Here is a 14,376-nt window from a genome sequence, read left to right on the forward strand (position 1 = left end):
ACGCTTCCCACGCATTAAATCTGTTTTTGAAACCTGATTCGTTAATTCTCGCGATGCACGTATTAATGAAAAACCGCCAATGAATAGCGCTATACCTATAGTAACAGCAACAGCTAACAATAATGGAACACCCCAGCCTTGCAATCCCATAATTCCTGTGTACGCCCACAGAGTACCGAAAAACGCCATGAAAAATACGCCAGATGCCGTTCCGCGTACTGCAGCTCCAGGAATAGTTCTTGATGTTTGTGTCACAAATAAAAATCTCCTTTCAACTTAAATATTTGTTCATTGGAACCGCATCTCAACTTACACTAGTATTAGGCAGTTAATTCGTGAGAAAAATCCTATATACCTTTTTATATTTATATTCAGGTGGGTAAATTACTGAACTATTCTGTCCCAGTACCTCAATATGCTTTATTCAACAATAGCGCCCTTTTCTTGAATAAACAAAAAGCTGATATTAACTGGTATTGTTCAATTAAAAATCCTCAATTGTTAGTGGTCAAGGATTGTAATCCTCGTCGGCCGAGGGGCCGTAGATGCCCGGCACCGGAATATCGAGAAGCCGCAAATATACCCCGAGCTGCGCCCGGTGATGAACCATGTGGCTTAATCCGAAGGTACGGAGCGCGATCGCCCGCGGTTCTTGGAGGATGATATGGTCGCCGTGGCGCAGCGTCCATTCCTCGCCGAGCGTTTTCTCTTCGCATTCGGCGAGCAGCTTTTCCAACTTGCCGACATTTGCGTCGAACTCCTCCAGAACTTCAGCGCGTTTTTCCAAAGGCTCGCGCCTCAGCGGCACGGTCGAAAGATCGAACTCCGGGTACTGAAAAATCGCGACTTGCCAGATTAGCAGGTTGATCAGGTGCGTGGCCAGCCCGCCGAGCGTCATCGATTTTTATCGAATGGTTGTAAGATTAACTCTGAGGTTTTAGTCTTTAGATAATCTATAAGGCTTTTTTTAAATCGTGATTAAATAACTGATGCTTGTATACCACCATCTACTACCAATACTTGTCCTATAATAAAATCGGAAGCTTTAGATGCTAAGAATAATGCAGGTCCTTTTAAATCAAAATTAGTTCCTAATCGCCTAGCTGGTGTCCTCTCAATGATTTCTTTATCTACATATTGCAAATGATTTTTTGTCATTTTTGTTAAGAAGAATCCTGGAGCAATCGCATTCACATGAACATTGTACGGTGCAAGTTTTACAGCTAAATCCTTGGTAAAATTGATCACTGCTCCTTTACTCGTTGTGTAACCTATAGCATCAACAATCTTTGGATTTTGACCTCCAAAACCAGTAATGGATGCAATATTAATAATTTTTCCAGAACCCTGTTTTATCATGATTTTTCCTACGGCTTGGGAGAATAGAAAAACACCTTTAACATTGACATCCATCACATGGTCCCATTTATCAACGTTTAGTTCTAGAGCCGGTGCACCCCAAGTAGCACCACTATTATTAACTAAAATGTCAATCGTCTTGAATTCATCGATTGTCTTTTGAACAACAAAATGGATTTCATCAGGGTTTACAACATCGCATGGAAGTGCAAGAGATCTCACACCAAGCTTTTCCAATCGATCACTTACTTCTTGGCATGCTTCGATATTTCTAGAACAAACGACAACATTGGTTCCAGCTTCGGCAAATGCGTAGGCGACTTGCTCACCTAGTCCACGGCCTCCTCCTGTAACAATGGCTGTTTTTCCATTTAAGTTATATAAATCTTTGACGTTCATTTTTTCCTCCTCGATTCAATTGGTTTACTTTTCTAATCTAATCTATAATCCTGGGTAGTCTGATGGACTTGAAGGTCTAGTAACTTTTATTTCTTCAAAAATTTCAAAATTATTATAATAGTTAAAGGTTAAAATAATTTATTATAATGATCTTTAATAGTTCAAGAATTGAAATGTACGTTTATAAAATATAAATGGTCACATATAAAGAGGATAAATCATAATTTAAATTTAAAACCAATCTAAATTTTGTTTAATGTTTTTGGAATGAAAATACGCGGAAAAGGCAGAAATTTTTAAAAGAACTGTTTGTTCTAGCCAATAGTTTTTAGTAGAGAGCGCTTTTTCAGAATAAAAAAAAACTGTTTCTCAGTATAATTTAGCTAAGAACTGGCTTTTAATTTTGTAGTTGTTAAGTTTAAAATGATTAGTTTTTGTTTTTGATTAATATTTATTAATTACTGTAACCCCAATCCCTGCATAATTATTCATAGCTTCAAAAGCTGTGTTAATATCATCTAGTTCGATAGTTTTGGTTACAAGCTTTCCAGGTGACAATCTACCATTTTCAACCATTTGAAGCATATTATTATATTCTGGTACAGGCATTCCAACAGATCCAATGATTTGTACCTCAGTGGAAATGATAAAGTTAATAGGCAGTTGGAAGACCCCGTTTGGTGCAGAACTCACTCCTATTTGAACATGTCTTCCGCGTTTTGCAAGACTTAAAATAGAATTCATACATGTTTCTTGGATACCAAGTGCATCAATGGATAGATTGGCACCACCTTTTGTTATTTCGCGTATAGATTTGGGTGCCTTTTCATTTTTACTATTTATAACATGGACAGCTCCCATTTGTTTAGCAAATTGTAGTTTGTCATCAGCGATATCAATGGCGATTACATTGGCACCCGCAGCAGATGCAATTTGAATAGCAGATAGTCCAACACCGCCTGTTCCATATACTGCCACCCATTCTCCTGGTCGAATTTTTCCTTGTGTAATAACTGCATGATAAGCCGTCATAAAGCGGCAGCCCATAGCAGTTGCATCTAAAAACCCAACACTTTCTGGTAAATGAATGAGATTTCGTTCAGCATTTGGAATGTGAATGTGGGAAGCGAATCCCCCATTAAAGTGGAACCCAATTAATTTTAGATTATCACAAACATTATGATGTCCAGCAACACAATGGGGGCAAACTCCGTCGCCATGATTAAACGGTACTAATACTCGGTCGCCTTTTTTAAAATTTCGAATATTTTTCCCAACTTCTTCTACTATCCCACTCATCTCGTGACCTAAAATATGAGGGAAAGATTGAATTACGGGCATATGTCCATTCAAACCGTGCAAGTCACTTCTACAAATACCAGTTGTTTCCAATTTTAAAATAACACCATTGGGCGATAGGTTTGGATCTTCTACTTCTTTCACAACTAAAGGCTGGTTAAACGCTTCCAGAACGGCAGCTTTCATTATACCTCATCTCCTTAAATTGTATTGATTTCATAAAAAATTATTTTATTTTTTTTACGAGTTTTTCGAACTTCCCTTTATAAGGTGCGTGAGCAAAAGATTCCATCGGATTTGTACCTACTGGTGCTTTATATAGGACACCTCGTTCATGTGAAAATTCCTTAAAACCAAAAATCCCTGTATATCTCCCAATCCCGCTTTCATTTACTCCACCGAATGGAAGATTTGGTTCTGACATATGGAGCATCGTATCATTCACCGTTACACCACCAGAAGTTGTTCTTGAAAGTACGGTGTCCACTACATCGGTATTATCACTAAAGACATAGAGTGCTAAGGGTTTTGGTCTTGCATTAATTTGTTGGATCACATCATTCAAATCTGTATAGGTAAGTACTGGCATGATTGGGCCAAAAATTTCTTCTTGCATAATCTTAGCGTCATTTTGTACATCTGTTAGGACAGTTGGGTAGAAAGTACGTCCATCTACGATTCCACCACATCGAATGTTTGCGCCTCTAATAACAGCATCATCTAGCAATCCTTGTAATCGACTAGCGTTACGATCATTTACAATTTTAGCTAAGTCAGCTTGGTTAAGTTCTCCGTTTTCAAAGTAGCTACGTTGTATGAATTCCTGTACATAGCGAACAAATTCTTCAAGCTGTTCTTCTTTTATATACACATGATCTGGAGCTAAGCAAATTTGTCCAGCATTTGCGAATTTACCAAATGCAATTCTTGGCACAATTTTCTCTAAATCTACATGTTCATCAATGATAACAGGGCATTTTCCACCTAATTCAAGTGTTACGGATGCAAGATGTTTTGCAGCAGCCTGCATAACAACTTTTCCAACCTGGGTACTTCCTGTAAAAAGAATATGATTAAAAGGAAGGTCGAGTAAAGCATTCGCAACTTCAACCCCGCCTTCAAAGATTGCGACCTCTGATTCGTCGAATAATTCCCGTACAATTTTAACTGCAATTCTACTACTAGCAGGTGCCATTTCAGAAGGTTTTAAGATACAAACATTTCCAGCTCCAATAGCAGGAATTAATGGATAAAATAACAGCATGATAGGAAAATTCCATGCAGAGAAAATAAGGCATTGGCCCTTCGGTTCATAGACGATTTTTGCTGTTTCACCTTTATTGCGGGAAGGTACCTCTACAGGTTCCATCCACTTCTCTAGGTTTTCAATAAACAGGTCGATTTCACTGATGACAGTCATAACTTCAGTCGTAATTGCTTCAAAAGAAGGCTTCGCAAAATCAACTTGAAGTGCTTCTATAATAGCAGGAGTCTCTCTAAGGATTGCTGCTTTTAATTTTTGTAATTTTTCAATACGTACTGCAGTACTTGTCTGTTTTACGATATGCTGATGTTGTTTTTGCAACTGAAATACCGTTTGAATTTTATCATTATAATCTTTCATAATGTCCTCCTTCATTTTCGGAAAGGTTTGAAATCATAATTAAATCCTACTTAACTAGTGATTTACTTTTCTTGTGAATAAATTAGATTCATAATGAAGAAGTGTTTATAGTTTGTTTTAAAATTATTCTTAAAATCATCATAGGAGTTATTCCTTCTTGTATTACTTCCCCCTTTGGTTTACCACTTTACGTTTAAAATTTGTTTTTAGAATACTCGACTGCTCAACGAAATCAGCCAAATCTCCCTCCAGTAACATGTAAAATATCTCCAGAAATATAGGAGGAATCATCTGATGCAAAAAACAAAACTGCATTTGCAACATCTTCTGGTAGTCCAATTCGTGGAATAGGTGTATCTTTCTTTTGAATTTCTTTAATTTTTTCATATTTAGGATGGTTTCTTATCGCATCAGTTTCAGTCAGTCCAGGTGCGACTGCATTGACATTTATATAATTTTTACCTAATTCCTTGGATAGAGATCGGGTTAAACCAACAATTCCTGCCTTAGCAGAAGAATAGTTTGCTTGACCTGGATTTCCTAAATAGGATCGTGAAGCGATATTAACAATTTTTCCATAGTTCTGTTCAATCATATAAGGAGCGGTATATTTGGAACAAAGAAATGCACCTTTTAGACAAACATCAACAACTTTATCCCAATCATCTTCTTCCATTTCAGTGATTCTAGAATCTTTAATAATCCCTGCATTATTAACAAGAATGTCAATTCTACCATAAGATTCGATTGTTTTTTCAACAATACTTCTTGCATCCTCGGCTTTTGAAATATCTCCTACTATTGCAATTGCCTTTCCACCACCTTGAATTACTTCCTTAGCAGTTTCTTCACATGTTTCCTTATTCATATCCGTAACTGTAACTAATGCGCCTTCCTGACTTAGCTTTTTAACTATCGACTTACCAATGCCTTTTCCAGAACCGGTAACAATGGCAACTTTACCTTGAAATCTCATATGCTTCCTCCTTTAATTGACTTTTATATGGTCTTAGTTAATTCTTTTTGTTTCTTCTTCTCTATTAAAAAATTACAAGCCAAGATTTTTTGCAATAATATTTTTCATAATTTCCGTTGTTCCACCATATATTGGCATGACCGCCACGTCTCGATAGCGACGGGCAATCGGATATTCTTCCATAAAACCGTATCCACCATGAAGCTGTAAGCAACGAGCAGACATCCGTCTTGCCATCTCGGCTACGTACCATTTAGCCATTGAAATCTGTGTAACGATATTTTCACCTTTTATATGTTTGCTTGTTAGATGATCTAGGAATGTTTGTGCCAATGACAATTCAGTTGCCATTTCAGCAATTTCAAATTGAGTGTTTTGAAATGAACTAATAGGCTTTCCAAATGCGTGTCTCTCTTTTACATAACTTATAGTTGACTTAAGCATTACTTCAGATACGGCTAAAGAATTGATAGCGATTAAAAGACGTTCTTGTTGTAGCCTATCCATCAGATAGTAAAATCCTTGTCCTTCAGCTCCAAGCAGATTGGATACAGAAACATGTACGTCCTCAAAAATTAGTTCAGCGACATCTTTAGAATGCTCACCTAGTTTTTTCAATTTACGTCCACGTGAAAATCCTGGTGTATTTTCATCAACTAAAATGATGCTGACCCCTTTCCGAGCTGGTTTCGCTTTTGGATCTGTCTTAACAGCTACGAAGAACAACCCTGCATTGATTCCATTAGAAATAAAGGTTTTCTGTCCATTTATGATATAGTGGTCACTCTCTCTAACGGCTGTTGTGCTCATGCTGGCCAAGTCAGAACCAATTCCAGGTTCTGTCATAGCAATAGCAGTGGTGATTTCTCCACTTACACATTTTGGCAAATACTTTTTCTTTTGTTCTTCTGTTCCATATTCTTCTAAATAAGGGACAATAATTGAACTGCTTGTGCTCGCTAAAGTACCTACTCCAACTCGGAATAACTCTTCAGCTAAGACCACATTAAAACCAAAATCGAGTTCAAGTCCACCATATTCCGATTTAACTTGTGGACAAAGAAAGCCCTGTGCACCCATTTTTTCATAAAATTCTCGTGGAGTGAACATTTCTTCCTCCCATTTTTCAATGTAAGGAACTGCCTCTTTTTCGAGGAATTTTTGTAGAGATTTGCGAAACATCTCATGTTCTGGCGTAAGATAGGCTCTTTCTCTCTTTAACAAATCATAGTTTACTGGTTTAGATGAATTAGTGGTGTTTGACAATGCGTACCCCTCCAAATCACTTTTGAGTAGATTGCTTTGATTATAGAATTCACTGCAAATTTATTTATTACAAAGGTTTAAATTGAATCTGAATCGACTTGACCTTACAAAGAGGCAAATTAAGTTAAGGAACCTCCATTTACTCCTAGCACTTGTCCATTTACATAATTGGAAAAGTGCTAGGAGTAAAATACCTGCAGCAGCTTCCTTTACATTACCGATCCGTCTTTGGAATATTGTTAATTAACATATTACGTACTATTTCGAAGATCCCTGCTACTTCTCCGTTAATTAAGGTACCTTCTTCTTTTGGACGAGTAAGACGTGTATCAATGAAACTAAATGCGACTGCATTACTGTTAATATTAAATTGTCCCCATTCCTTCGCCACAACCTTTGTTAAACCAATTACACCCGCTTTAGCTGAAGAGTAGTTTACTTGACCCATATTTCCTCTTTGACCTGAAGTCGAGGAAACGTTAATAATTTTCTGATGATGAACGATTCCTTGATCAATCTCATTCTTTGCAGCGTCACGCATATAGGGAGATGCTGCACGAATGAGACGGAACATGGGCAACTAGATAAATATTCAATATTTCTTGGAACTGTTCGTCTGTCATCTTATGAATGAAACCATCTAAGCATTAACCAGCGTTATTCACAAGGAGCTCTAGTTTACCAAAGGCAGAAATCGTTGCCTCTACTTTTTGCTTCGGAAATTCAGGATCTAAAAGATTTCCACAGATGGAGACTGCTTCGCTTCCCATGGCCTTAATTTCCGCTACTGTTTCAGCTGCCAATTTTTCATCTAGATCTGCTCCCATTACACGTGCACCATGTTCGGCAAACATCAAAGCAGTTGTTTTTCCAATACCAGATCCTGATCCAGTTACAATCGCTACTTGATTTTCTAGTAAATTCACTATAAAAATCCTTCACTTCTAATCTCTATCATGAACTGTGGACCCTTTAAAAGGATCTCACCGGATTCACCAATTGGCATTTCTTTCAAACCCGTTTCTAAATCAACGATTTTGAGATCCGAGTTTGGGACAGGTATTCCCACACTCCCTTTTTTCCTATCACCTTTCATAAATGTACGAACAGTAATGGAGTTCGATTCTGTTAATCCATAGGCTTCTGAAATACTTACGGCTGATTTTTGTTCGAAAGCTTGTAGTTTTTCTAGAGGAATTGGCGCCGAACCTGTTCTGCTAACTTTCAAAGCACTTAAGGCATCGTCCTGAAAATCGGGATGATTTAGCAATGCAATAAAGACTGTAGGCGAGTCGAAATTTGGGTTGGACGATATTTTCTGATCATGGCAAGTGTATCTTGGATGCGGAATTGTTTAATCGGAATATTGGTGGATGCGTATGAAATGAAATGGAGGACAACATTAATGTCAGACCAGCTCCGTGAAACATTGGAGATATATCCAGTAAACGTTCACCTGGGCGGTTAAGAGCCCCATTGTCTGTGACATAAGGAGATAAATGGTAGCTGTGAATTGTAATGGGTTATCATAACTCCTTTTGGTGTGCCAGTCGTTCCCCCCTGTATACTGGAGAATTGCAACGTCTTCTCAACTATTAATTTGCAATTGAGGCAGCTCGTTGTTAGATTCCTTGAACAAGGTGTATAAATTTGTATATCCAATGTGTTCGAATAACCCCTCTAAATTAATGGTGAGAGATAAAAGAAAACTTGTTTAACAGTGTTCCAACCCTTGAAAGCGCCAACAGTTACTTGATTACCATTTTCTAATATAATCCATTTTATCACCCCTTTTCATTCCCTTGAAAAATATTGTTAATATTCAAACTATTTACATTGCTTATATTCATCATAAATATATATCTTACGTTTTAATATTAGTAAAAATGAAATATAGGTTTATAAAATACTAATGGTGTGCCATAATTCGAATTATTGATTTTAGAGATAAAAAAAAATTGATCCAAAGAATATAGGATCAACTTTTTTTTCTATTAATCTTTAAAGAAATCGAGTAAAAGCTTATTTAATACATCTGGTTGATCAAGTGGAACCCAATGGCTGCAATCCAATCTCACGTAATTCCATGGCCCTTCAACATAGTCTCTAGATTTAATCATTGGAGGTTCTGTTAAAAAGTCGTCAAAGCTACTCCAAATTCCTAGTGTAGGTGCTTTCACCTTTGGAAGAACAATCTCTTTTAAAAATGTTTTCATGGAAGAATTAGCTCGGTACCAATTTAGACCAGCTGTTAAGGCTCCTGGTCGTGATAATTCACTTATCCATTTCTCTTGTTCATTATGCATTCGATTCCATTGTCGGAAAACTTGCCAATCATTTCTGGTAAGAAATTCCTCTGCATCATGTTGCGCCTGAAACATAAATACATACCATGACTTTTCACATTGTTCGATTTGTATATTTGTATTGACATTTGGATGCCCCACTGAAACGGGTACAAACTTTTTAATTAAATCTGGATAAAGAGCAGCAATTGTCCAGGCTAACCCTGCCCCCCAATCATGAGCAACTAAATACACACTTTCAACTTGCAACTCTTTTAAAATCCAGATAACATCACTAGCAAGGAACTGCATTTTATAGGATTCTACTTCTTGAGGCTTATCTGATTCGCCAAATCCTCGTAGGTCAGGAGCAATTACCCTATATCCGGCCCTAACCAACGGTTGAATTTGATTTCTCCACAGGTAGGAAGAGTCAGGAAATCCGTGAAGCATCAGTACAACTGGGCCATTCCCTTCATCCACTACATGAAAATCGAGACCATTAATATGCATCTTTTTTCCTTCTAAAACGTATCTCAATATAATACCACCTCTAGTTATTGTCGATGATAATGTGATCAAACATAGCAAAGAAGTTTGTTACTTCTTCTTTATTACCTTTGATAACCTGCATATTGTGATTTGATAATACATTCTCAAGTGCTATTTCACCCGTTAGTAATTTAGCAAAATATTCACGTGTTAATTGAATGGTAATATCAGGATTGATGGCGTCTGTATTTACATTTACTACTTCTGCCAATCCTTTTCGAACCTGCAAACTTAATTCTTCGCTCGAATCTGATAAGATAATATTCATTACTTGTTTAACATTTTCACTCTTTACTGGATCTAATTTTACTCTAAGATAATTTAGAGAAGATACTAGATTAAAACTGCTTAATAGAGTTCCAGAAGTAACGGCTTTTGCATTCGGACTAATTTTTCCTTCAAGTTCCAGGACTTGAGTTAGATAAAAGTTTCTAGTGAGAACTGAAAGGGTAGCTTCTGCAAGCTTTCTTAGAGCACCTGCTTTTATTTGGCGAGCCAATTTATAATTTGGTTCTACCTTTAATACATAAGTAATTAATTGTGCAGTCCATGCATACTCTTTTCCGTCATATGCTTTTTGAGCTTCTTCCACTACTTTTTCAATTCCACCAAATCCTTTAATGATTTTTTCAGCTTCAACTTTTTTCGAAACAGGATGAATTGTTGCTGTATCAGTCCCATACCAGCCCATTAGGTAAGCATAGGTTCCTTTTACAAAGTTAGCTACTTCACCATAAAATGTTTGTAATATTGGACTTTCCTCTAAGTGTGAAGGCAATTTCACAAAGTCAACAAGCTCATCTTGAGATAGTCCTAGATTGATTCCACGAACAGTTTGATCGTATAGAAATTGCATTCCATCATGGTATTCTTCTATTGCTTTTTCGCATTCTTTTGATCCTGAAATCGGACATCCATGTACTCCTAGAAGATAGGTTGGTTTTAATGTGCGCAGATCCTTAATACTATTAATCCAGTGTTTTGGATCCCGTACATCACCTCTTAATGCTCCGATATTTGGAAATACTCCCCAAATAACATTGTTTACAGCGACACCTTTATCAGGTAACCAGATAGTCAGGCCATCATCTGAATCCGTAATGGAGGGTATAAACTCAATATTAATACCGTCAATTACAGTTTCAAAATTCTGTGAAACAGTACGATTCGGTTTTACATATCCTATTGTTCTCCCTTTTTCAAAATCGATAAAATAGGAACCTAGCGCTAAGTTTGGATAAGCATCCGGTCCTTTTGGAGGAAGAAAAACTCCTAATTGGATATACCCTTTTTTAAGAGTTGTCATCATAAGTTCCGCTTTAAATGATGAAATATTGTAATCGATTCGCTCATGTCCCCAAATTTCAATGAAATCTTCCTGACCTTCATCCACATAAGCTCTTGTCCCCATTACATAATGCCTGTGTGTATAAATAATCGCAGAAATTGGCTTATCTGTAATTTCCCTAAACATTTCCAGGTGTTCTTCAGCCTCTTCAATTCCATCACCTGTATCAATAATGATCATCCCTGTTTTGCCTTCGATCATGGTTGTATTCGCAAGGCCCACTCCCATCACTTGATAAACGCCATCCGTAATCTTAATTGTTCGCTTTTCAAATTTTTTCGAATGGTCGATGAGCTTTGAATTGGCTACTTCACCTTTTTGTCCAATCTTTGTTACAGATTCATTAATATCTCTTAATTGATTTTTTATCATTCCCACTACAACACACCTTTTTTATCAAATTTTCAAATTATATCGAAATGACATCATCAGTCGACTGAGCTGTTTTAGCAACTGTCTTATCTGGTATGCAAAATAAAACAAATAGTAATCATGAAATAAGCATTAATCCTGAAATATAAAATAATGCATAATGGTAGCCAAGTACCTTTTTTGGTACCTGCCAGGTTAATAAGAAGTCCACTAACGATTCGACAAATAATCCAGTCAAAATCAATTAGAGGATTTGAAAGTTGTACTTAAATTGTCAATAAACTTCTCACTTCCTTTTAAAAAATTTTTTTTACTTAAGTAAACTAGTGCCCACTCTACTAGTCTTTTTAAGTTCCCTTATATTAACAATCTTTCATTTAGATAATAAATCCTTGTTATTATTTTAATAAGTCCAGATATTTAAAGGTACGTTTGGTAAATTTAATCGCACAACATTAAGAAGGAGTTCATTAGAATTGAATAACTCTCTCTTTATTTTAATGAGTCATCCTTGTAATGATATATTTAATAAGTTTCAAGGAGGACCAATTTAAAAAATAGATTTATCTTTTTTTGAATTAAATATATCTATTAAGCAAGTCTGAACCAAAGCTATTAACTTATACAAAACGTACCTTTATAAATCACTAATCAGAAGATTACTAATATTATATTAATTACAATATAAACAATGTTATGATTTATTTGGTTTTTAAAAAAGGGGGTAAATATGAAAAAAATTATTTGTACTAACAATTGGAGTAATGAAATTAAGAACAGACTATGCAATTATCAGGAGGAAGTATAAATGACAAAAGTGTTAAAACACATAAACTCTGCAACTGTATCAGTAGAAACTACAAATAAACCGGCTAATGCCTCTACTATCGCTCCTGCTAAAATATCAACAACCAGTTGGCGTGAAGACTATGCTTATCTAATGGGGCAACAAGCACTTGTTTACTGTTATCCTTTGTTAAAAAGAAACAACTCAATATATGTTGGTAAGTATAAACTTGGCGGTTATTACCATCTACCAAACTTGGCAGGTCCTGAGCCAAAAGTTGGTGCATCTATAAATGTTGATACTATTTACTCTTTTTCTTATTGTGATTTATCAAAAGGTCCGGTTGTGTTTACAATTCCAGATAACCCGGAAAATAGATACTATTCTATTGAGTTTACTGAAGCATATTCCGATTGTTTCGGTTATATGGGAACTCGGACTACGAAAAATATAGCTGCTGCATATTTAATTACTCCTCCTGGTTGGAAAGGAACAGTACCTAATGCCATTGATAAAGTTCTGGAATGCCCAACAAATTGGATGACTGCTGCAGCCCGTATTTACACATCTAATGCTACTGAAGATTTAAATAAGGCACAAAGCCTTCAAAAAAAATTAAAAGTATACCCTGTAAGCGAATGGGGCAAAAAGAACCCAGAAGAATTCAAGACTTATGGTAGTGAGGGTACGGCTCTTCCACCCGTTCCTCCTACTGATACAGCCGGAACAATCAAAATAATGAATTGGTGGCTTGAAAAAGCTGGCTACCCAGAAAGAGACCTTGCTTTAATGAAACAGTTCGGTCAAGTTGGTATCGGTCCTTTTTCTAAAAAAAGCTATGACAACTTAGATGCAGATACTAAAAAGGGGCTTTCCCGTGCTATGGTTGACGGTATGGAAATGCTTAAAAAAGCTGCTGTAGACGTTGGTTCAATTTATGATTATAACAAAGTGGAAAACGGATGGAAATATAACCCATCAAACTGGGGAAGGATGGCTGAAACAGGAGATTTTATCGGTCGAGCAGCTACACAGTCTTTGGCAGGGGCAATAGAAAACTATGTTGAAGAATGTGTAAAATTACGTGTATTTGTTGATGATAAAGGAAATTCTTTAAACGGTTCAAATAAATATATTCTGAATTTTACAAAAGAACAAGTACCAAAAACTAATGCTTTCTGGTCATTCACTGCTTACGATTCTAAATATGATCTTATAGCTAATCCAATAAATAAATATGCTGTTCGTAGTAATGATGCTAATTTAAAGTATAATAAGGATGGTTCTTTGACAATTTACTTACAAAGTGATAAACCTGCAGGCTCTAACGAAAATTGGCTTCCAGTTCCCGATGGTGAAGACTTTAACATTTTCTCACGTAATTATTTCCCTGATAAATCTTTCATAGATCAAACGTATATCCCACCAGCCATTAAGAAGATTCAATAAGCAAATCCAACAAGCTGAGGTCTTTTCATTGAGAGACCTCAGGTGATATTTTAAAATGAGTGTTCAAAGAGACAAATGAGTCGTAATTGTAACTCATAGGAATTTCAACTGATGCACCCGTTAGCTTAAGTACAATACTTCACAAACTTTAAATTAAAAAGTTGTTAAGTTAATTCATTTAACCATTCCTCGAACCATTCAATGGGCAGTTTTACTTTAGAAAAATCCAACTTTTGTAGTTCTTTAAGCGAGAACGTGTTAGCTAAATATAAATCCCACTGTGCAGAAATATCCTCTAATATGCCGTATAGCTTTTCATCATCTAGTCCATCCTCATTCATATAATTCATATAATGCTTATCACACCAATTACAAATCTGTTGATGAGTATAATGATTTGTTTTATTTACCACACTCTTTAACAAATCAACAAGGTTTTCCTTACTAAACGACCAATCAATTTCAATAAAAATTGATTCAGTCCAGCTACCTACATATCGGTTTCTTCCCACCAGTTCCACCTCGTAAAATATGAATTGTATTTAATTCAACGTACCTTGACTGGATTCCTTCTTCAAGTAGTCGAGTAGAAGAGAACCTCTCTACCTTACGGTAGATTGTGTTCTCCCCCCTCCCAGAACCGTGCTTGCGCAATTAACG

At 36.3% G+C, this 14,376-nt stretch carries 12 protein-coding genes and 2 pseudogenes; 1 reads left to right on the plus strand and 13 read right to left on the minus strand.

Annotated features, from left to right (window positions below):
• The 12 genes and pseudogenes from TR08_RS19035 to TR08_RS19085 form a co-directional block, all read right to left on the minus strand.
• Positions 1 to 255: pseudogene (locus tag TR08_RS19035) on the minus strand (hypothetical protein); the annotation flags it as partial.
• Between the two features lie 253 nt (positions 256 to 508).
• Positions 509 to 904: pseudogene (locus TR08_RS19040) on the minus strand (DinB family protein); the annotation flags it as partial.
• 74 nt (positions 905 to 978) lie between these two features.
• The gene (locus TR08_RS19045; protein WP_045520918.1) at positions 979 to 1,758 is read right to left on the minus strand and encodes an SDR family oxidoreductase; all 780 of its coding nucleotides are present in this window, start codon (positions 1,756 to 1,758) and stop codon (positions 979 to 981) included.
• Positions 1,759 to 2,202: 444 nt separating this feature from the next.
• The gene (locus TR08_RS19050; RefSeq protein ID WP_045520919.1) at positions 2,203 to 3,243 is read right to left on the minus strand and encodes a zinc-dependent alcohol dehydrogenase family protein; all 1,041 of its coding nucleotides are present in this window, start codon (positions 3,241 to 3,243) and stop codon (positions 2,203 to 2,205) included.
• Positions 3,244 to 3,283: 40 nt separating this feature from the next.
• Positions 3,284 to 4,681 (minus strand): aldehyde dehydrogenase family protein, encoded by a 1,398-nt coding sequence (locus TR08_RS19055; protein WP_045520921.1) that lies wholly within the window; start codon positions 4,679 to 4,681, stop codon positions 3,284 to 3,286.
• A gap of 232 nt (positions 4,682 to 4,913) precedes the next feature.
• Positions 4,914 to 5,657: an SDR family NAD(P)-dependent oxidoreductase gene (locus TR08_RS19060; protein ID WP_045520928.1), complete on the minus strand. Its 744-nt coding sequence runs from the start codon at positions 5,655 to 5,657 to the stop codon at positions 4,914 to 4,916.
• A gap of 72 nt (positions 5,658 to 5,729) precedes the next feature.
• Positions 5,730 to 6,923, minus strand: a complete 1,194-nt coding sequence (locus tag TR08_RS19065; protein WP_081954560.1) for an acyl-CoA dehydrogenase family protein — start codon at positions 6,921 to 6,923, stop codon at positions 5,730 to 5,732.
• 214 nt (positions 6,924 to 7,137) lie between these two features.
• Positions 7,138 to 7,497 carry an SDR family NAD(P)-dependent oxidoreductase gene (locus TR08_RS33675; protein WP_274521030.1) on the minus strand — a complete coding sequence of 120 codons (360 nt, stop codon included), beginning with the start codon at positions 7,495 to 7,497 and terminating at the stop codon, positions 7,138 to 7,140.
• A gap of 73 nt (positions 7,498 to 7,570) precedes the next feature.
• Positions 7,571 to 7,849, minus strand: coding sequence for an SDR family NAD(P)-dependent oxidoreductase (locus TR08_RS33680; RefSeq protein ID WP_274521031.1), 279 nt, complete (start codon positions 7,847 to 7,849; stop codon positions 7,571 to 7,573).
• A complete protein-coding gene (locus tag TR08_RS30410; RefSeq protein WP_081954561.1) occupies positions 7,849 to 8,274 on the minus strand; it encodes an AMP-binding protein in 426 nt (141 codons plus the stop codon). The genes TR08_RS33680 and TR08_RS30410 overlap by 1 nt, the downstream gene beginning before the upstream one ends.
• A gap of 643 nt (positions 8,275 to 8,917) precedes the next feature.
• A complete protein-coding gene (locus tag TR08_RS19080; RefSeq protein WP_202964976.1) occupies positions 8,918 to 9,748 on the minus strand; it encodes an alpha/beta fold hydrolase in 831 nt (276 codons plus the stop codon).
• Between the two features lie 13 nt (positions 9,749 to 9,761).
• Positions 9,762 to 11,480, minus strand: a complete 1,719-nt coding sequence (locus TR08_RS19085) for an alkyl sulfatase dimerization domain-containing protein (protein WP_238579192.1) — start codon at positions 11,478 to 11,480, stop codon at positions 9,762 to 9,764.
• A gap of 808 nt (positions 11,481 to 12,288) precedes the next feature.
• On the opposite strand from TR08_RS19085, the gene TR08_RS19090 reads away from it, so the two are divergent.
• Complete coding sequence (locus TR08_RS19090; RefSeq protein WP_045520931.1) at positions 12,289 to 13,716, plus strand: DUF1254 domain-containing protein; 1,428 nt, start codon at positions 12,289 to 12,291, stop codon at positions 13,714 to 13,716.
• A 164-nt stretch (positions 13,717 to 13,880) separates the two neighbouring features.
• Here the strand turns inward: TR08_RS19090 and TR08_RS19095 are convergent, their stop codons facing one another.
• Positions 13,881 to 14,228, minus strand: a complete 348-nt coding sequence (locus TR08_RS19095) for a hypothetical protein (protein WP_052427532.1) — start codon at positions 14,226 to 14,228, stop codon at positions 13,881 to 13,883.
• Positions 14,229 to 14,376: the final 148 nt, after the last annotated feature.

Origin of the sequence: Neobacillus niacini (assembly GCF_000759675.1) — a bacterium.
Classification (GTDB): Bacteria; Bacillota; Bacilli; order Bacillales; family Cytobacillaceae; genus Neobacillus; species Neobacillus niacini_A.

Coding starts and splice junctions, on each gene's coding strand:
- TR08_RS19045 (WP_045520918.1), bottom strand. CDS start 1,758: ATGAACGTCAAAGATTTATATAACTTAAATGGAAAAACAGCCATTGTT.
- TR08_RS19050 (WP_045520919.1), bottom strand. CDS start 3,243: ATGAAAGCTGCCGTTCTGGAAGCGTTTAACCAGCCTTTAGTTGTGAAA.
- TR08_RS19055 (WP_045520921.1), bottom strand. CDS start 4,681: ATGAAAGATTATAATGATAAAATTCAAACGGTATTTCAGTTGCAAAAA.
- TR08_RS19060 (WP_045520928.1), bottom strand. CDS start 5,657: ATGAGATTTCAAGGTAAAGTTGCCATTGTTACCGGTTCTGGAAAAGGC.
- TR08_RS33675 (WP_274521030.1), bottom strand. CDS start 7,497: ATGTTCCGTCTCATTCGTGCAGCATCTCCCTATATGCGTGACGCTGCA.
- TR08_RS19085 (WP_238579192.1), bottom strand. CDS start 11,480: ATGATAAAAAATCAATTAAGAGATATTAATGAATCTGTAACAAAGATT.
- TR08_RS19090 (WP_045520931.1), top strand. CDS start 12,289: ATGACAAAAGTGTTAAAACACATAAACTCTGCAACTGTATCAGTAGAA.